This window comes from Pseudomonas sp. FG86, from assembly GCF_057808775.1.
On sequence record NZ_JBMDIS010000006.1, the window covers coordinates 81,765 to 99,044 of the forward strand.

Annotated in this window: 18 protein-coding genes; 8 read left to right on the top strand and 10 right to left on the bottom strand. The window is 60.7% G+C overall.

Features of this window, described 5'->3' with window-relative positions; all coding sequences use genetic code 11:
* Nucleotides 1–4: 4 nt before the first annotated feature.
* Nucleotides 5–898, bottom strand: a complete 894-nt coding sequence (locus ACODSV_RS05965) for a LysR family transcriptional regulator (protein ID WP_024076785.1) — start codon at nucleotides 896–898, stop codon at nucleotides 5–7.
* Nucleotides 899–1,078: 180 nt separating this feature from the next.
* Here ACODSV_RS05965 and speB point away from each other — a divergent pair, with 180 nt between their 5' ends.
* The 4 genes from speB to ACODSV_RS05985 are packed head-to-tail and all read left to right on the top strand — an operon-like array spanning nucleotide 1,079 to nucleotide 5,401.
* Nucleotides 1,079–2,029 carry an agmatinase gene (gene speB, locus ACODSV_RS05970; RefSeq protein WP_017845302.1) on the top strand — a complete coding sequence of 317 codons (951 nt, stop codon included), beginning with the start codon at nucleotides 1,079–1,081 and terminating at the stop codon, nucleotides 2,027–2,029.
* A complete protein-coding gene (locus ACODSV_RS05975) occupies nucleotides 2,029–2,451 on the top strand; it encodes a YybH family protein (protein ID WP_150055403.1) in 423 nt (140 codons plus the stop codon). Before speB ends, ACODSV_RS05975 begins: the two co-directional genes overlap by 1 nt.
* A 21-nt stretch (nucleotides 2,452–2,472) precedes the next feature.
* On the top strand, nucleotides 2,473–3,984 hold the full coding sequence (locus ACODSV_RS05980) for a purine-cytosine permease family protein (RefSeq protein WP_150055398.1): 1,512 nt from the start codon (nucleotides 2,473–2,475) through the stop codon (nucleotides 3,982–3,984).
* A 34-nt stretch (nucleotides 3,985–4,018) separates the two neighbouring features.
* Nucleotides 4,019–5,401, top strand: a complete 1,383-nt coding sequence (locus ACODSV_RS05985; RefSeq protein ID WP_150095270.1) for a sodium:solute symporter family protein — start codon at nucleotides 4,019–4,021, stop codon at nucleotides 5,399–5,401.
* A gap of 194 nt (nucleotides 5,402–5,595) precedes the next feature.
* Here the strand turns inward: ACODSV_RS05985 and ACODSV_RS05990 are convergent, their stop codons facing one another.
* Both ACODSV_RS05990 and ptrR read right to left on the bottom strand, forming a co-directional pair.
* Entirely contained in the window at nucleotides 5,596–5,718 is a 123-nt protein-coding gene (locus tag ACODSV_RS05990; RefSeq protein ID WP_003193089.1) for a PA1414 family protein, read from the bottom strand.
* Between the two features lie 142 nt (nucleotides 5,719–5,860).
* Nucleotides 5,861–6,754: a putrescine utilization regulator PtrR gene (gene ptrR, locus ACODSV_RS05995; protein WP_150055399.1), complete on the bottom strand. Its 894-nt coding sequence runs from the start codon at nucleotides 6,752–6,754 to the stop codon at nucleotides 5,861–5,863.
* Between the two features lie 103 nt (nucleotides 6,755–6,857).
* On the opposite strand from ptrR, the gene ACODSV_RS06000 reads away from it, so the two are divergent.
* Complete coding sequence (locus ACODSV_RS06000; RefSeq protein WP_150095271.1) at nucleotides 6,858–8,066, top strand: MFS transporter; 1,209 nt, start codon at nucleotides 6,858–6,860, stop codon at nucleotides 8,064–8,066.
* Here the strand turns inward: ACODSV_RS06000 and ACODSV_RS06005 are convergent.
* The 3 genes from ACODSV_RS06005 to ACODSV_RS06015 form a co-directional block, all read right to left on the bottom strand.
* A complete protein-coding gene (locus ACODSV_RS06005; RefSeq protein WP_150055401.1) occupies nucleotides 7,978–9,420 on the bottom strand; it encodes an NCS1 family nucleobase:cation symporter-1 in 1,443 nt (480 codons plus the stop codon). The genes ACODSV_RS06000 and ACODSV_RS06005 overlap by 89 nt on opposite strands.
* Nucleotides 9,421–9,619: 199 nt before the next feature.
* Nucleotides 9,620–10,018 carry a DUF2177 family protein gene (locus ACODSV_RS06010; RefSeq protein WP_150055402.1) on the bottom strand — a complete coding sequence of 133 codons (399 nt, stop codon included), beginning with the start codon at nucleotides 10,016–10,018 and terminating at the stop codon, nucleotides 9,620–9,622.
* 113 nt (nucleotides 10,019–10,131) lie between these two features.
* The gene (locus ACODSV_RS06015) at nucleotides 10,132–10,968 is read right to left on the bottom strand and encodes a CvfB family protein (RefSeq protein ID WP_010208634.1); all 837 of its coding nucleotides are present in this window, start codon (nucleotides 10,966–10,968) and stop codon (nucleotides 10,132–10,134) included.
* Nucleotides 10,969–11,290: 322 nt separating this feature from the next.
* On the opposite strand from ACODSV_RS06015, the gene ACODSV_RS06020 reads away from it, so the two are divergent.
* The 3 genes from ACODSV_RS06020 (at nucleotide 11,291) to ACODSV_RS06030 (ending at nucleotide 13,334) form a co-directional block, all read left to right on the top strand.
* Nucleotides 11,291–11,470: a hypothetical protein gene (locus tag ACODSV_RS06020; protein ID WP_003193095.1), complete on the top strand. Its 180-nt coding sequence runs from the start codon at nucleotides 11,291–11,293 to the stop codon at nucleotides 11,468–11,470.
* 207 nt (nucleotides 11,471–11,677) lie between these two features.
* Complete coding sequence (locus ACODSV_RS06025; RefSeq protein WP_150054863.1) at nucleotides 11,678–12,400, top strand: TorF family putative porin; 723 nt, start codon at nucleotides 11,678–11,680, stop codon at nucleotides 12,398–12,400.
* 67 nt (nucleotides 12,401–12,467) lie between these two features.
* Nucleotides 12,468–13,334: a DUF6279 family lipoprotein gene (locus ACODSV_RS06030; protein ID WP_024076795.1), complete on the top strand. Its 867-nt coding sequence runs from the start codon at nucleotides 12,468–12,470 to the stop codon at nucleotides 13,332–13,334.
* On the opposite strand, the gene copD is transcribed toward ACODSV_RS06030, so the two are convergent.
* The 4 genes from copD to ACODSV_RS06050 are packed head-to-tail and all read right to left on the bottom strand — an operon-like array spanning nucleotide 13,331 to nucleotide 17,199.
* Complete coding sequence (gene copD / locus ACODSV_RS06035) at nucleotides 13,331–14,212, bottom strand: copper homeostasis membrane protein CopD (RefSeq protein ID WP_069076819.1); 882 nt, start codon at nucleotides 14,210–14,212, stop codon at nucleotides 13,331–13,333. The genes ACODSV_RS06030 and copD overlap by 4 nt on opposite strands.
* Nucleotides 14,209–14,595 (bottom strand): copper homeostasis periplasmic binding protein CopC, encoded by a 387-nt coding sequence (gene copC, locus ACODSV_RS06040; protein ID WP_069076818.1) that lies wholly within the window; start codon nucleotides 14,593–14,595, stop codon nucleotides 14,209–14,211. The genes copD and copC overlap by 4 nt, the downstream gene beginning before the upstream one ends.
* 50 nt (nucleotides 14,596–14,645) lie before the next feature.
* Entirely contained in the window at nucleotides 14,646–15,473 is an 828-nt protein-coding gene (locus tag ACODSV_RS06045; protein ID WP_102623545.1) for a copper resistance protein B, read from the bottom strand.
* Between the two features lie 10 nt (nucleotides 15,474–15,483).
* Nucleotides 15,484–17,199: a copper resistance system multicopper oxidase gene (locus ACODSV_RS06050; RefSeq protein WP_150095243.1), complete on the bottom strand. Its 1,716-nt coding sequence runs from the start codon at nucleotides 17,197–17,199 to the stop codon at nucleotides 15,484–15,486.
* Nucleotides 17,200–17,280: the final 81 nt, after the last annotated feature.

Here is a 17,280-nt window from a genome sequence, read left to right on the forward strand (position 1 = left end):
TTCTTCAGGCCTGGTTGAGCTGGGCTTTGAGTAAATCGCGGAAGGTCTGGATCAGCGGTTCGCGACTGCGGCCACGGCGCATGATCATCGAGAACGGCGCCTGGTAGCCGAAGGTCGCCGGCAGCAATACGCGCAGGTCACCCTTGTCAGCCCAGGCCTGGGCGTAGTGCTCGGGCAGGTAGCCGATATAGGCGCCGGACAGCACCAGGATCAACTGTGCCTCCATACTTTCCACCGTGGCGGCGCTGTGCTTGAAACCATGGCGCGCCAGTTCCGCCTGGCTCCAGTAGCCGCGCCCGACCATGCGTTGCTGGGTAATCACTTGTTCGGGGATACGCCGCTCGTTGAACAGTGGGTGGCGAGTGCTGCAATACAGCCAGTGTTGCTCGCGGTACAGCGGCATGTAGACCAGCCCGCTCATGCGATTGGAGAAGGCACCGATGGCCAGGTCGAGGCGATTGTCCTGCACGCCCAGTTGCAGTTCGTACGGGCTCATCACCGACAAATGCAAATGCACCGCCGGGTGTTCCAGGCTATAGGCGCCGATGACTTCGGCGAACGGCAGGGCCTTGTCGCTGACGGTAGAGTCGAGCACGCCGAGCTTGAGGGTACCGCGCAACTCACCCTTCAATGCGGCGGCGTATTGCTCGAAGCCTTCCAGTTCGCCGAGCAGGCGCAGGGTTTCCTGGTGGAACAGCTCGCCCTTGCTGGTCAGGCTGAACCCGCCCCGGCCGCGATGACACAGCACCAGGCCCAACGCCGATTCCAACTGGCTCATATAGGTGCTGATGGCCGAGGTGGACAGGTTGAGTTCGTGCTGGGCATTGGCGAACCCCTGGTGGCGCACGACGCTGACGAAGATGCGCAGGAGTTTCAGGTCGGGCAAGGCGTTGGCCATCGGGCCTCCAAAAACGCGGTAACTGTAGGAGCAATCTCGCACCTACAAGAATCGTCAGAGTCTACCTCAGCCATTAGTTTAGAAAAATCTGAACTAAGTATTTGCCCCTGGCGATTCTTCCCTCCCCTGGCTTTTCGCAGAATCGCCCCCTAATAAACAAAACAACGCTGAGGCAATCCTGTGGACAAGATTTTCCACCAACCACTGGGCGGCAACGAAATGCCGCGCTTCGCCGGCATCGCCACCATGATGCGACTACCCCACCTACAGTCGGCCAAGGGCCTGGACGCCGCGTTTATCGGCGTACCGCTGGACATCGGCACGTCGTTGCGCGCCGGCACCCGCTTCGGGCCGCGCGAAATCCGCGCCGAATCGGTGATGATCCGTCCTTACAACATGGCCACCGGCGCCGCACCGTTCGATTCGTTGTCGGTGGCCGACATCGGCGACGTGGCGATCAACACCTTCAACCTGCTCGACGCCGTGCGCATCATCGAAGAAGCCTACGACGAAATCCTCGAACACAACGTGATCCCCATGACCCTGGGTGGCGACCACACCATCACCCTGCCGATCCTGCGGGCGATCCACAAGAAACACGGCAAGGTCGGGCTGGTGCACATCGATGCCCACGCTGACGTCAATGACCACATGTTCGGCGAGAAAATCGCCCACGGCACCACCTTCCGCCGCGCGGTGGAAGAAGGCCTGCTCGATTGTGACCGTGTGGTGCAGATCGGCCTGCGTGCCCAGGGCTACACCGCCGAAGACTTCAACTGGAGCCGCAAGCAGGGCTTCCGGGTGGTCCAGGCCGAAGAATGCTGGCACCACTCCCTCGCACCGTTGATGGCCGAAGTACGCGAAAAAGTCGGTGGCGGCCCGGTGTACCTGAGTTTCGACATCGACGGTATCGACCCAGCCTGGGCACCTGGTACCGGCACTCCAGAAATTGGAGGGCTGACCACAATCCAGGCAATCGAGATCATCCGTGGTTGCCAGGGCCTCGACCTGATTGGTTGCGATCTGGTCGAGGTTTCGCCGCCCTACGACACCACCGGCAACACCTCGCTGCTGGGCGCCAACCTGCTGTACGAAATGCTCTGCGTACTGCCCGGCGTGGCCCATCGATGATGAGCGCCCATGAGGTGTTGAAAGCTGCGGCCGACTTGGTGTCAGCCTTCGCGCGCAATGATCGCGAGGCTTACTTCGGCGCGTTCAGCACCGATGCCAGCTTCGTGTTCTACACCCTCCCCCAGCCGCTGCTCAGTCGCGATGCCTACCAGGCGTTGTGGGACAGTTGGCGGCGGGACGAGGGATTCGAAGTGCTGTCCTGCACCTCGAGCAACGCGTTTGTCAGCCTGCAAGGCGACGTGGCGATTTTCATGCATGACGTGGCCACCGAGCTGCGCATGAACGGGGAGCAATTTTTTAGCCAGGAACGCGAGACCATTGTCTTCAAACGGCAAGGGCTGCGCGCAGAACAACAAGAAGGCCTATGGCTGGCCTGTCACGAACATTTGTCCGCTATGCCGGAAGGGCTGCCGCCCCCTTAGCCAATGTGATCGGAGCTGATCATGAATAATAAAAACAACGACAACAGTATTCGCAAAATAGAAACCAACGGGGTCGAACAGATCCCGGACCACGAACGTACCGCGGGGCCCAAGGATCTGTTTCGCCTGATCTTCGGCGGTGCCAATACCTTTGCCACCGCCGTGCTGGGTTCCTTTCCGGTGTTGTTCGGCTTGTCGTTCCAGGCTGGGGTCTGGGCGATTGTGCTGGGCGTGCTGGTGGGGGCCGTGATTTTGGCGCCCATGGGCCTGTTCGGGCCGATCAATGGCACCAATAACGCCGTGTCTTCCGGCGCGCACTTTGGCGTGCATGGGCGAATTGTCGGTTCGTTTTTGTCATTGCTGACCGCGATTGCGTTCTTCTCACTGTCGGTGTGGAGTTCCGGTGATGCCCTGGTCGGTGGTGCGAAACGCCTGATCGGCCTGCCGGAAACCGACCTGACCCTGGGCCTGGCCTACGGCGTATTCGCGATTCTCGTGCTGACGGTGTGCATCTACGGCTTTCGCTTCATGCTGTGGGTCAACCGCATTGCCGTGTGGGCGGCAAGCCTGCTGTTCCTGCTGGGCATCTTCGCGTTCGCGCCAACCTTCGACAGCCACTTCGCCGGCACCGTCGCGATGGGCCAGAGCGGTTTCTGGGCGGCCTTTATCGGCGCCGCGCTGGTGGCCATGAGCAACCCGATTTCCTTCGGTGCATTCCTGGGTGACTGGTCGCGCTATATCCCGCGGGAAACCCCGAAGGGCCGGATCATGCTGGCCGTGGTCCTGGCGCAGATCGCCACCTTGATTCCGTTCCTGTTCGGCCTGGCTACCGCGACCATCGTGGCGATCAAGGCGCCGGACTACATCGCGGCCAACAACTATGTCGGCGGCTTGCTGGCGGTGGCACCTAGCTGGTTCTTCCTGCCGGTGTGCCTGATTGCAGTGATCGGCGGCATGTCCACCGGCACCACGTCGCTGTATGGCACCGGGCTGGACATGTCCAGCGTGTTTCCGCGCGTTTTGTCGCGGGTCAAGGCCACGCTGCTGATCGGGGTGATGTCGATTGCCTTCATCTTTATCGGACGTTTCGCCGCCAACCTGGTGCAAAGCGTGTCGACCTTCGCCGTGCTGATCATCACCTGCACCACGCCGTGGATGGTGATGATGATCATCGGCCTGATCGTACGCCGAGGCTTCTACTGCCCGGATGACCTGCAGGTGTTCACCCGCGGCGAAACCGGTGGCCGCTACTGGTTCAGCCATGGCTGGAACTGGCGCGGGCTGGGGGCCTGGATCCCGAGTGCGCTGGTGGGCCTGTGCTTCGTCAACTTGCCTGGGCAGTTTGTCGGGCCGCTGGGCAACTTGGCCGAGGGTATCGATATCAGCCTGCCGGTGACGCTGGGGCTGGCCTCGGTGGTGTACCTGACCTTGCTTCGCCTGTTCCCGGAACCGGCTGCCGTCTATGGGCCAACGGACCCTCGCAGCCAGCGCACTGACGCGCGCGCGCAATCAGCGCAGCAACAGACCGCCTGACCCCAATAAAAAAGATAATCGGAGACCCGCTGTCATGGCTTTGGATCTATTCGTCGTACTCATCTACGCCGCCGGCATGCTTGTGCTCGGCTACTACGGCATGCGCCGCGCCAAGACTCACGAAGACTACCTGGTGGCCGGGCGTAACCTGGGGCCATCGCTGTACATGGGCACCATGGCCGCCACGGTACTGGGCGGCGCGTCCACCGTCGGTACCGTGCGCCTGGGCTATGTGCACGGCATTTCTGGCTTCTGGCTGTGTGCCGCATTGGGCATGGGGATCATTGCGCTGAACCTGTTTTTGGCCAAGCCGCTGTTGAAGCTGAAGATCTTCACCGTGACCCAGGTCCTGGAAAAACGCTACAACCCCATGGCTCGCCAGGCGAGCGCGGTGATCATGCTGGCCTACGCGTTGATGATCGGCGTGACCTCGATCCTGGCCATCGGCACGGTGCTGCAAGTGCTGTTTGGCCTGCCGTTCTGGATCTCGGTGGTGTTAGGCGGTGGCGTGGTCGTGGTGTATTCGACCATCGGCGGCATGTGGTCGCTGACCCTCACCGACATCGTGCAGTTCGTGATCAAGACCGTCGGCCTGATGTTTATCCTGCTGCCGATCTGCCTGTACCGCGTGGGCGGCTGGGATGAGCTGGTGGCCAAGCTGCCAGCATCGAGCTTCAGCTTCACCGCGATCGGCTGGGACACGATCATCACCTACTTCATGATCTACTTCTTCGGCATCCTGATTGGCCAGGACATCTGGCAGCGGGTGTTCACCGCCCGGGACGAAAAGGTCGCCCAGTACGCAGGCACTTTCGCTGGTTTCTATTGCATCCTCTATGGCCTGGCGTGTGCCTTGATCGGCATGGCGGCGCACGTGCTGATCCCGGATCTGGATAACGTCAATAACGCGTTTGCGGCGATCGTCAAAGCGTCGCTGCCGGATGGGATTCGCGGGCTGGTGATTGCGGCGGCACTGGCGGCGATGATGTCCACCGCCAGCGCGGGCTTGCTGGCTGCGTCCACCGTATTGACCGAAGACCTGCTGCCTCGGTTGCGTGGTGGTAAACAGTCGAGTTTGAACATCAACCGTCTATTCACGATGTTGACCGGTGTCGCTGTGCTCGGCATCGCCCTGGTGGTGAACGATGTGATCAGTGCCCTGACCCTGGCCTACAACTTGTTGGTGGGCGGCATGCTGATCCCATTGATTGGGGCGATCTTCTGGAAGCGGGCGACCACATCCGGGGCGATCACGTCCATGACCCTGGGATTTGTCACCGCGTTGGTGTTCATGTTCAAGGATGGGTTGGACGCAAACACGCCGATCTATTACAGCCTGGCGGTGGCGTTGGTGAGCTTTGTGCTGGTGAGTTTGTTGTCGCGCCAGCCGGAGACGGCAGCGGCTCGGGTAGCCTGATTCGCTGCACGATTAATCGAGGTTTCTTCAGCGGGTGCGACGTCGGATGTCGCACCCGTTTTTTTGCCTGGCGCAAAAAAACGGTGGGAGCGGCCTTGCTCGCAATGGCTTTGTGTCAGTCAACCTTTCATCGACTCGCACACTGCCTTCGCGAGCAAGCCCGCTCCCACCTTGAATCCTGCTTCGACCGGAGATTATCTGCGACGAGGACGACGCTGCTCGTCATCGGTACGAATCGGCACCGGTTGCAGCGGTGGCTCGATCAAGCCCAGTGCAACGCCGAGGTCGTGGAGCCAATTTTGGATTTTCTCTTTCATGGTTGCCCCCTTTGAGGGTAATGCGGGTAGGCGCAAATTCTGTCGCCCTTTCCTACACTGATAGTAGCCCGAAGTCCTACGTATTGCTTGAACGAAACCACAACGAACTATTACCGAATCGATCCCAATCCTGACGGATCGCTCAAGCAATCGCGCGCGTGCCTGGCAGGGACTCGGCCTTGCCCTCTTGCTGCAGGTCGATCCATGCATTGAGGTTAGCGCCGAGCATACCCTTTCGCCACATCAGCCAGGTGGTCGCAGTGGCAAAATGCCCTGTCAACGGATGAACGGACACACCGTCCTTGCCCGGCAGGCTGTCGAGCATGGATTCAGACATCAAGGCCACACCAGAACCGGCGATGACGCAGGCGAGCATGCCCTGGTAAGACTCGATCTCAATCGCCCGGCCCATGGCGACGTGCTCGTGGGAAAACCAGGTTTCCAGGCGCGTGCGATAGGCGCAGCTGCGTCGGAAAGTGAACACCGAACGGCCAGCAACGTCCTGGGGGCCGCGCACCGGCGGGTGATCGGCTTCGCATATCAGCACCAGGCGTTCTTCGCACAGGGCTAAGCCGTCCAACGAGGCGATGGTGATGGGCCCGTCCACAAAAGCAGCATCCAGGCGACCGGTAATCAACCCTTCGAGCAATTCACCGCTGGGCGCCGATTGCACCTGCAAGTTCACCATCGGGTACGCCTTGTGATAACGCGCCAACAGCTTCGGCAAGTGCACCGCCGCCGTGCTGTACATGCTGCCCAGTACAAAGTCGCCGGCCGGTTGCCCGCCTTGCACGGCGCCATGGGCTTCATCGCGCAGCGCCAGCAGACGGGTGCTGTAGTCCAGCAACACCTTGCCCGCCGGAGAAAGCTGCAAACGCTGGCGTTCGCGCACAAACAGCTCGACGCCGAGCTGTTCTTCCATCTGCCTGAGCCGGGTCGACAGGTTCGATGGCACACGGTGCAGGCGCTCGGCAGCGCGGGTGATGGAGCCCTCTTCCGCCACGGCTTGGAAAATGCGCAATTGACTGAACTCCACACCTTTCTCCAAAACTGAACAAGTTACTCACTATTATTCATTTTTACAGAAAGTCAATCCGCTTTAGCCTACAGGCATTCGCTTTCGTCCAGGACGCCTGCCCATGTCTGCGCTGATCCGCTTACTCGCCAGCTTTATCGCCCTGATGATGGCCATGGGCATTGGCCGCTTCGCCCTCACCCCGCAAATGCCCCATCTGCTCAGCGAAGGCCAGATCGACCTGACCGGCGCCGGGCTGATCGCCGCCGCCAATTACCTGGGTTACTTCGTGGGAGCGGTGGACTCGATCTTCGCCCGCAGCCATCACCATGTGCGCGGTCGCCTGTATGGCGGGCTGTGGTTGTGCGTGCTGCTGACCCTGGCCTCGTACTGGGCCCATGGGTTCTGGCCGCACCTGCTGTTGCGCTTCGGTACCGGCGTTGCAAGTGCCTGGGTATTGGTGATGATCACCAGCCTGAGCCAGCCACTGGCGATTGCCGCTGGACGTGCACGCCTGGGGGCGCTGGTGTTCGCCGCGCCAGGGCTAGGGATTCTGTTGACCGGATTGCTGGCGTTGGGCTCCAACCTGTTGGGCCAAAGCTCTGCAACGTTGTGGCTGGTCTATGGCGTCGTGGCGCTGGTGATGCTGCTGGCAATCTTGCCATGCTTGCCCCAGCCGTCCGCCGTCACTGCACCTGTTGCAAGCCACGCCGACACAGCCAGCAATGGCAGCATTACCCACCTGTGCTGGATCTATGTGTTGTTCGGCCTGGGCTACATCATTCCGGCGACGTTCCTGTCACAGATGGCCAGCGCGCAACTCAAGGGCGCCTGGCAGGCCGATCTGTTCTGGCCCTGCTTTGGTTTGGCGGCGGCGATTGGCGTGGTGGTCGCAAGCCTGCGGCGCAAGGACCCAGACACCACCCGCCGCTGGCTGATGAGCACGTTGTGGCTGCAAGCGGCCGGCGTATTTGCCTGCCTGCTGGGTAACGGTTGGGGTCTGGCGCTGGGGGTGTTGCTGTGCGGCGGGCCCTTCCTGGCCTGCATGCAGTTGGTGATGGCGCGCCTGCGGGACGTTGCACACCACGGCTATCGGCGCAACACCGGGCTGCTGACCGCCAGCTTTGCCATCGGCCAATTGAGTGGGCCGTTGCTGGCGTCGGTGAGCAGCCACCTGAGCGGTGGCCTGCAACCCGCGTTGCTGATCGCCGGTGCAGGCCTGTTAGTGGCGGGAGGGGTGTTGGTCAGCCCGCGACCAACGGTGCCGGCGCACGAACCTGCTCACGCCGCGCCAGCACCAGGAAAAACAGCCCACCCAGGAAGCAGCCGGTAAACCAGGCGAAGTTGGCCATGCCCTGCAAGGCCGGGGTAAAAGTGATCGCGACACCCACCAGCGTCGCGGGCAACAGGGCCTTGACCGCTGTCCAATTCACACCGCCGTCGAAGTAATAGCGCCCGCTGGGGCTGTCATCGAACAGCGCATCCACATCGATCTTCTGCTTTTTGATCAGGTAGAAGTCCACCAGCAGAATCCCGAACAGCGGCCCGATGAATGCCGCGAGGATGTCGAGGGTGTAGTGGATCATCAGCGGGTTATTGAACAAGTTCCACGGCGTAATGAAGATCGACGCCACCGCCGCGATCATCCCGCCGGCACGCCAGCTGATCTTGCTTGGCGCGACGTTGGCAAAGTCAAAGGCCGGGGACACGAAGTTGGCAACGATGTTGATGCCAATGGTCGCCGTCACAAAGGCAAAGGCCCCCAGCAACACGGCCATGCTGTTGTCGATTCGCGACACGGTGGCGATCGGGTCATGCAGCATTTCGCCAAACACCGGCAAGGTGCCCGAGACGATCACCACGGTGACCAGGGAGAACGCCAGGAAATTCACCGGCAACCCCCAGAAGTTACCGCGCCGCACATCATGCATACTGCGGCAGTAGCGGCTGAAGTCGCCGAAATTCAGGGTCGGCCCGGAGAAATACGAGACCACCAGCGCCGTCGCCACAATGATCTGGCCAAACGCCTGCCAGCCCGACAGGGATTTCTCCGACAGGGTAAAGCTGATATTCGCCCAACCCGCCTTCCACACAATCCAACCCGCCAGGACGAACATCACCGCGTAGACCACCGGCCCGGCCCAGTCGATAAAACGGCGGATGGATTCCATGCCAGCCCAGAACACGGCCGCCTGCAGCACCCACAGGCTCAGAAAACCCAACCAGCCAAGGTAGGACAGGCCTGCGAAGTGCGGCTCTGCATACACGGCCATCTGCGGGAAAAAGCGCAGCACCACAATGATCAGGGCACTGGACGCCAGATAAGTCTGAATGCCATACCACGCCACGGCGATCAGGCCGCGAATCACCGCAGGAATATTCGCACCGAACACGCCAAACGCCAGCCGGCAGATGACCGGATAAGGCACCGCTGCTTGCTGACTGGGCTTGGCCACCAGGTTGGCAATCAATTGCACGATGCAAATACCCGCGAGCAAGGCGATTAACACCTGCCAACTGGCTAACCCGAGGGCGAACAGGCTGGCGGCGAATACATAGCCGCCGACGCTGTGCACGTCGCTCATCCAGAACGCGAAGATGTTGTACCAGGTCCACTTCTGCGGCTGCGGGCCCAGGTCCTGGTTATACAGGCGTGGGCTGTAGCCTTTGGGCAATTGTTCGGTCATCGCTGGGCTCCTCGAAATACCGGCCTGCGCTGCCGTAACGGGATGCATACGGGAGGCGGCATGGTTTGTATACGATAGAGTCAGCAGAATGCGTGCCAATAGCACACAATCCCCCTGCAGCGCGGATTGCAAAGGTATTTATGCTTGGCTAGAGGCCGGCAAGACGCTCAGCAACGGTGCACATAAATCCTGTACACAATCACCGGTGCACTCGATGTGCACACAAGTGCCCGACCGTGCAGCACGCCGCGGTCAGAAGAGTGCCCCACGCCATGTCCATCACCGCCAAGCCGGCCGACCAGCCTTGCAGCGTGGCCCAATTGCTCAGGTCATAGGTGCCATAGGCCGCCAGGCCGAGCAAAGCACCCAGGCGCGCCGCGCGTTGCCAGCTTGCGCTGGGAAGGACCACCAAGACCACGCAACCGATGGCGTACAGGAGATAGAACAGCACGGCGGGCAACAGGCGAGGCTGATCAAGCATCAGCGGGCCCAGCAGGGATTTGTAGGTCGGGCCCATGAGGACGCCGAGCCAGAGGCCGTCGAGCACCAGAAAGGCGAACAAGGTGCCGAGGTAGGCGAAGACAGACGTCTTGGACATTGATACAACCTCTGTAGGAGCGAGCTTGCTCGCGAATGTATTCCAAGCGCATCGCTGCGTCGGATGTACCTTTTTCGCGAGCACGCTCGCTCCTACCAGAGAGCCAAGCGAACTCAGCTTAGTTCAATGCGATCCGCGTGAATCACAATCTGGCCCTGCTTGTAGAGTGCACCAATGGCTTTCTTGAAGTTGCCCTTGCTCACGCCAAACAAGTTGCTGATCACCGCCGGGTCGCTCTTGTCGCTGACCGGCAGGCTGCCGTTGTTTTCACGCAACTTGGCGAGGATCTTCGAGTTCAGGCTGGAGGCCGCTTCCTGGCCAACCGGCTGCAGGCTCAGGCTGATATTGCCATCGGCGCGGATCTCCTTGATAAAGCCCTTCTCTTCCTTGCCCGGGCGCAGGAACTTGAACACTTCGTTCTTGTGAATCAAGCCCCAGTGCTTGTTGTTGATAATCGCCTTGAAACCCATGTCGGTGGCTTCGGCCACCAGCAGATCGACCTCCTGGCCCACCTGGTAGTTGGCCGGCGTCTTGTCCAGGTAACGATCCAGGCGTGCAGTCGCCGTGATGCGCTTGGTGTGCTTATCGAGGTAGACGTGCACCACGCAATATTCACCGGCGCTCAACTGGCGCTTTTCTTCCGAATACGGCAGCAACAGGTCCTTGGGCAAGCCCCAATCAAGGAACACACCAATACTGTTGACTTCGACGACTTTCAAACTGGCAAATTCGCCGACTTGAACTTTCGGTTTTTCGGTGGTGGCGATAAGTTTGTCATCGCTGTCCAGATAGATGAAAACGTTAAGCCAGTCTTCATCTTCACTGGGAATATCTTTGGGGATGTAACGATTAGGCAAGAGGATTTCACCATCTTGCGCACCATCCAAGTACAAACCAAAGTTAGTGTGTTTAACCACTTGCAAGCTGTTGTAGCGCCCGACTAAAGCCATTTCCAATACCCTCATTGCGTGGGCGGCATTCTACCCGAGTTGCGTGCAGCACGCGCGCGCGCCTGAAAAATCGCGGCTGGCATGGCGTTCTACTGGCAGCGCCCCGCTCGTCAGATCAAACGGCTCGATTGCTCCACGGCACAACGGCCATTTCACCCCCAGCGTTACGAGTTAAAACAGTCAGTTAGGCGCTTATTGCAAAGTTAAAACCAGCTGGTTTTCCAGCCCACTTATAATTCCAAGGGGATATTTACCAAGCAATTGTCAAGTATTTCCTGTACGATGCCTGGCCAAGTTAATTTTCTACAGGTTAGTGGCCGCCATGCGCGTAAAAGCATCCAACAGCAAAGCAAAGCCAGCTCCCGCCGTTGAAACCAGCGAATCGATCAACAGCCAGATTGCTGCGTTCCTCAAATCCGGTGGTGAAATCCAGCAGATTGCCAAGGGCGTGAGCGGCCAGACTTTCGGCCCGTCCAAGCAAATCAGCCTGGGCAAGAAGTAACCCCCCGCGCAACGCACCTGGTCCCTAAGCGTCTTGCCTTCAAGGCGCTAGGACTAGAGCCCGAGATACCCGCCTGCCTGATCCTCTAATACGTTAATCGACGAACGGGACTCATCGCCTGGCATTCGCCGGTATGCTTGCACACGTCTAGCACGGGCATCTGCCCGTTTTTTCCGTCACTGCTCCTCGCTTTTCATGGAGTGAAGCATGCTCAAAACCTGCATTTTCCTGGTCAGTGCCTTGGCCGCCAGCCCGCTTGCCCAAGCGCAGATCTTCCAGCGCGAATTGGGCGACTTCGACCTTAAATTGGGCACCACCCCCAGCCGCAGCATGGCCCAGGGCCTGGTCAAGCCGACATCGCCCGGCAGTGATTCATTCCATGGCGGCCTGGACCTCAGTCACGACAGCGGCCTGTACATCGGCCAGTTTTCCCCGAACATGGGCCTGTCATCGACCAGCAACCTCGAGGTCGATTCCTACATGGGCTTCAAACATCCTTTCGACCAGACCCTCGGCTACGAAGTCGGGCTGATCCACTACAGCTACCCCACGCTCAGCCCCATGAACAGCCAGGAGTTCTACGGTGGCCTGAATCTGTTGGGCAACCGCTTCGGTGCATCCTTCAGCAACGACCCCGACCGCCAGGACAGCACGCTGTTTGCCGACCTCAGCGGCACCCAGCCTTTCGGCATTGGTGTCAGCATGAAGTACACCACCCATCAACTGGGCACGCCAGCGTCGGTGGAAGGCGGTTCCATCAGCAGTTTCAGCGACTGGTCGGTGCAGTTTTCCCGCGCCTGGAAAGGCATTGACCTTGACCTGATCTACAGCGGCTCCAGCCTCACCGGCAGCGATTGCTCGGCCTACTCCGGACACAATTCGCAATGCGATGGCCTGTTGACCTTGAAGGCCGCGCGGTCGTTTTATTGATGGGCTGAACTGTGGTGCCTGCCGCGGGTTCACATGCACTAACCCCCTCCCGCGCAAGGACCCGCCCATGCTGCAACGGCTCAAACTTCTGCTGGTATTGCTGGCCCTGAGCCTGGTGCTCGCCGGCTGCAATCGCGTGGGCCTGGCCTACCGTAATCTCGACGTCATCATCCCCTGGACCCTCAGTGACTACCTGGACATGACCCCCGGGCAAAAGACCTGGTTCAACGACACACTCAAGGAACACCTGGCCTGGCACTGCACCACACAACTGCCGGGTTATCTGGATTGGCTCGACCGCCTGCAACAGATGGTCGACAACCACCAGGTCACCGACGCCGCACTACAGACCCGCACCGTCGAAGCCAAGCAGGCGATTGCCGAGATTGCGCAACAGGTCACCCCGTCAGCGATCCAATTGCTTCAAGGCCTGGACGACCAACAGGTCAAGGACATGAACCAAGCCCTGGCCAAAGACCTGCGCAAACGCCAGGACGAATACCTCAAGCCGCCCCTCCCCCAGCAGATCAAGGAACGCGCCGAGCGCATGAACAAGCGCCTGGAGACCTGGATGGGCCCGCTCAGCGCCAGCCAGCAGAACCGCGTGATGACCTGGTCAATCGACCTGGGTGAACAGAACCAGCAGTGGATCGGCAACCGCGCCCGCTGGCAGGCGCAATTTATCGAAGCGGTGCAACACCGTGACGGCGCCGATTTCCCGCAGAAAATCGAGCAATTGCTGGTGAACCGCGAAAGCCTATGGACTCCAGAGTATCGCGTCGCCTACGCCCAGACTGAAACAGCTGCCCGTAGCCTGCTCGTGGATCTGACGGCTGAAAGCACAGTGCAGCAACGGCTGAAACTCTCGCAAAAAATCGACAAGGTCCGCAGTGACTTCCAGGCGCTCAAGTGCCTGAAAAGCGTGCAACCCTAACCCGGCGCCAAGGTTCCCAGCCAAGCCACCAGCCCCAGGATCAATACCACCGCGCCGAACTCCAGGGCCATGCTGCGCCGCAGCACGCGGCCCGCAGCGGCAGTGTCGCCCGCCGCCAGGGACCGTTGCAGAAACGGAACCAGATGGAAACGATTGAGTGCCGCCAGCCCCAGCATCAAGCTAAAAACGCCGAGCTTCAGGCCCAACAGGATCGCGTAGACACTGCCGTTGATGCCGTCCAGGTTCGGCCCCACCACCAACAGATAATTGACCCCACCGGTGACGATCAGCACCGCGACGAATCCCGCGCCGATACGCTCAAACCCTGCAAGTGCCCCGGCCAACACCTCGACGCGATAACGGTCCCGAAACAATGCGCGCCTCAACAACAGCCCAAACGCCGCCAACGCCCCGACCCAACCTCCCGCAGCCAGCAGATGTGCCGCGTCGCTGATGATGTGCCACGCGCCCAGCATCCCTTCGTGCATCACGCCGTGCCCACTCCATACCAGTGTCACGAGCGCGACGCCCCCCAACACCGTGGCCGGCAGCAAGCGGGTAGTACACCCTGCCAGGACCAGCGCCACGATACGCAGGCACCAGGCCACACCCAGGTCGGTCTGCCAGAGCATCATCTGCAAATGTGGCCATAACGCCTGCCAATCGCTGGCGCCACTCATGGCCTGGGTCATGGACAGCAGCGACGCCACGGACAACAACACCCCCAGGCCCGCCGTCCACCCCATCAGCCTCTTGAAGTTCAGTAGCGTGCGCTGCGAGGCGTTCAGCCCGTAAAGCCCAAAGAGCCCGAAGCCAAACAACAACATCAGGTCAAGATAGAGGGCAAACCGCAGGGCGACTTGGCTCAATTCACTCATGGCTGAACGCTGAATACTACGTTACCGGTGATCGGGTGCGTATCGGACGACACCGCGCGCCAGTCAACCCGATAGGTACCGGTGCTCAGCACGGAAGCCGGCTTGATCAACATCACTTTGGGATCGGTGCTCGCTGCCACACTGGCCTTGACCGGCATCGGCGAGTTGGGCATGCCGGGCATATCGGTCATGGTCAGCTTGGCGCCGGAAAACTGCGTCAGCAGGTTCTCCGAGAAGCGCAGCTCTATGACCGCGGGCGGCGTGCCCTGGGTGCCAGCGGCTGGAATGGACGAGAGCAATTTCGGATGGGCCGCGGCCGGCAGGCTGAGGATTAATCCGGCCCACAGCGCACCACCCGCTAACGCAGTTTTCAACAGAGACATGCAAGGCTCCAGGCCGCTCAAGGCGGCGAGTTATAGGTATAGGGAAAGTGTCAAAACCATAGGCGCACACCGACCAGCCAGCGCAGTTGGCTGACGTCTTCATCCTCCGCGCGGGCGTACTGTGCTGTCTGCCCATAGGTGCGGTTCCAACTGACCCCCACGTAAGGCGCAAACTCTCGGCGTACCTCGTAGCGCAACCGCAGGCCCAATTCGCTTTCCGCAAGGCCTGAGCCCACGCGGCGCTGCGGGTCGTTTTGCGCATAAAAGTTGAGTTCCGCGGTCGGCTGCAGGATCAGGCGGTTGGTCAGCAGAATGTCGTAGTCGCCTTCCAGCCGGGCCGCGGTGCGGCCCGACTCGCCAACAAACAGCGTCGCCTCGGCCTCAAAGTTGTAGAGCGCCATGCCCTGGATGCCGAAGGCTGCCCAGCGCTGGCTGTGACCGGGTTTGAAATCCTGCCGCACACCGCCAACCAAGTCCCACCAAGGGCTGATGGCGTGCCCCCACAAAACCTGGGCTTCGGCACTGTCAGTGCGGCCGGCGCTGCGTTCGCCTTCGCTGCGCAGCCACAGTCGGTCGATATCACCGCCGGCCCAGCCCTTGATATCCCAGTTCAGCGCACTGCCATCGTCGGCGCCTTGCCATTCCAACTGGTTGATCAGCAGCATCGAATGAATCGCGCTGTCGTGCACACTGTGCCCGCCAGGCGCGTTATAGACCGCTGCGCGATCGGCGTCGGTCAGTACCGGGATCGGTGTGCGGCTTTGGGTGGGTGCGGACGAAGCCGCCGGGCTCATGCCCTGCAGTTCATCCGCCAACACCAGCGAGCCGCAGGTTAATGTGGCAAACGTGATGCACAGCGATATAACACGATGGTTCATGCCCGCTTCCTCATTCATGCACGCGAACTTCACGGAACATGCCCATTTCCATGTGGTACAGCAGGTGGCAGTGATAGGCCCAGCGGCCGAGAGCATCGGCCGTCACGCGGTAACTGCGCCGGGTACCCGGTGGCATGTCGATCGTGTGTTTGCGCACCTGGAACTGGCCGTTTTCATCTTCAAGGTCGCTCCACAGGCCATGCAGGTGAATCGGGTGGCTCATCATGGTGTCGTTGACCAGTACCAGTCGCACCCGCTCGCCATAGGTCAGCTGCAAGGGTTCGGCAGCGGAAAATTTCACACCATTGAATGACCAGGCAAACTTCTCCATATGCCCGGTGAGGTGCAACTCGATCGTACGCGTGGGATCACGGCCATCGGGGTCTTCGAAGGTGCTGCGCAGGTCGGCGTAGGCCAGGACGCGCCGGCCATTGTTACGTAGGCCGACGCCGGGGTCGTCGAGCTTGGGCATCGGGCTCATCGCCTGCATATCCACCAGCGGGTTGTCCTGCTCGCTGGCCGGATGGCTCTGCATCGACATTGAGCCCATGGCGCTGTGGTCCATGCCTTCCATATCCGGCATATCGCCCATGGCGCCGTGGTCCATGCCGCCCATGCCCATGTCGTCCATGGTTATCCAAGGGCGCGCGTCAAGTGCCGGCACTGAAGCCACCGCCCCCGCCTGCCGGGCCAGCGTGCCACGGGCATACCCCGTACGGTCCATCGACTGGGCAAACAGCGTGTAGGCGGCGGCAGTGGGCTCGACCAGCACATCAAAGGTTTCAGCCACGGCAATGCGGAACTCGTCGACGCTGACCGGTTGCACCGGTTGGCCGTCGGCGGCGATAACGGTCATCTTCAGCCCCGGAATGCGCACATCGAAATAGGTCATCGCCGAGCCGTTGATAAAGCGCAGGCGAATTCTCTCCCCAGCCTCAAACAAGCCGGTCCAGTTGCGACCGGGTGGCTGGCCGTTGAGCAGGTAGGTGTAGGTCTCGCCGCTGACGTCCGCGAGGTCGGTAGGATTCATCTTCATGCGCGCCCACATCAGCCGATCGGCGACCGTAGCCGACCAGCCGTGCTTGCCTGCATCGCTGATAAAATCGCCCACCGTGGGCTTGTGCCGGTTGTAGTAATCGGACTGTTTCTTGAGGGTCTTCATCAGCGCGACGGGGTCTTCGTCGGTCCAGTCCGACAGCATGACGACGTAGTCGCGCTGGTAACTGAACGGCTCCGGCTCCCTGGGATCGATGACCAGAGGCCCGTACACGCCCTGTTGCTCCTGAAACCCGGAATGGCTGTGGTACCAATAGGTACCATGCTGCTTGACCTTGAACTGGTAGACATACACCCCACCCGGTTCGATCCCCTCAAAGCTGAGGCCGGGCACGCCGTCCATGGTGGACGGCAGAAGGATGCCGTGCCAGTGGATCGAGGTAGGTTCGTTGAGCCGGTTCTTCACGCGCAGGGTCACGGTGTCGCCCTCGCGCCAGCGCAACAGCGGGCCGGGCAGGCTGCCATTGATCGTCAGCGCAGTACGCTGTTGGCCGCTGAGGTTGACGGGCGTCTGGTCGATAAACAGATCGAATTCGATGCCCGTCAGCACGGTGGGGTGGCCGGGATTGCTCAGCGCCCAAACCGGCGGGCGCCATAGCCCGAGCCCACCGAGCAAGCCGCCGGCGGCCAGGCCTTTGACGAAGGTTCGTCTGGAGGTAGTGGAATGCATGCCGATTCAAGTCCATGAGATGAATGGCTGCAGATTAGGCGGCGCCAGCTGTCAGCAACCTTAGCGGCAGATTACCGATCT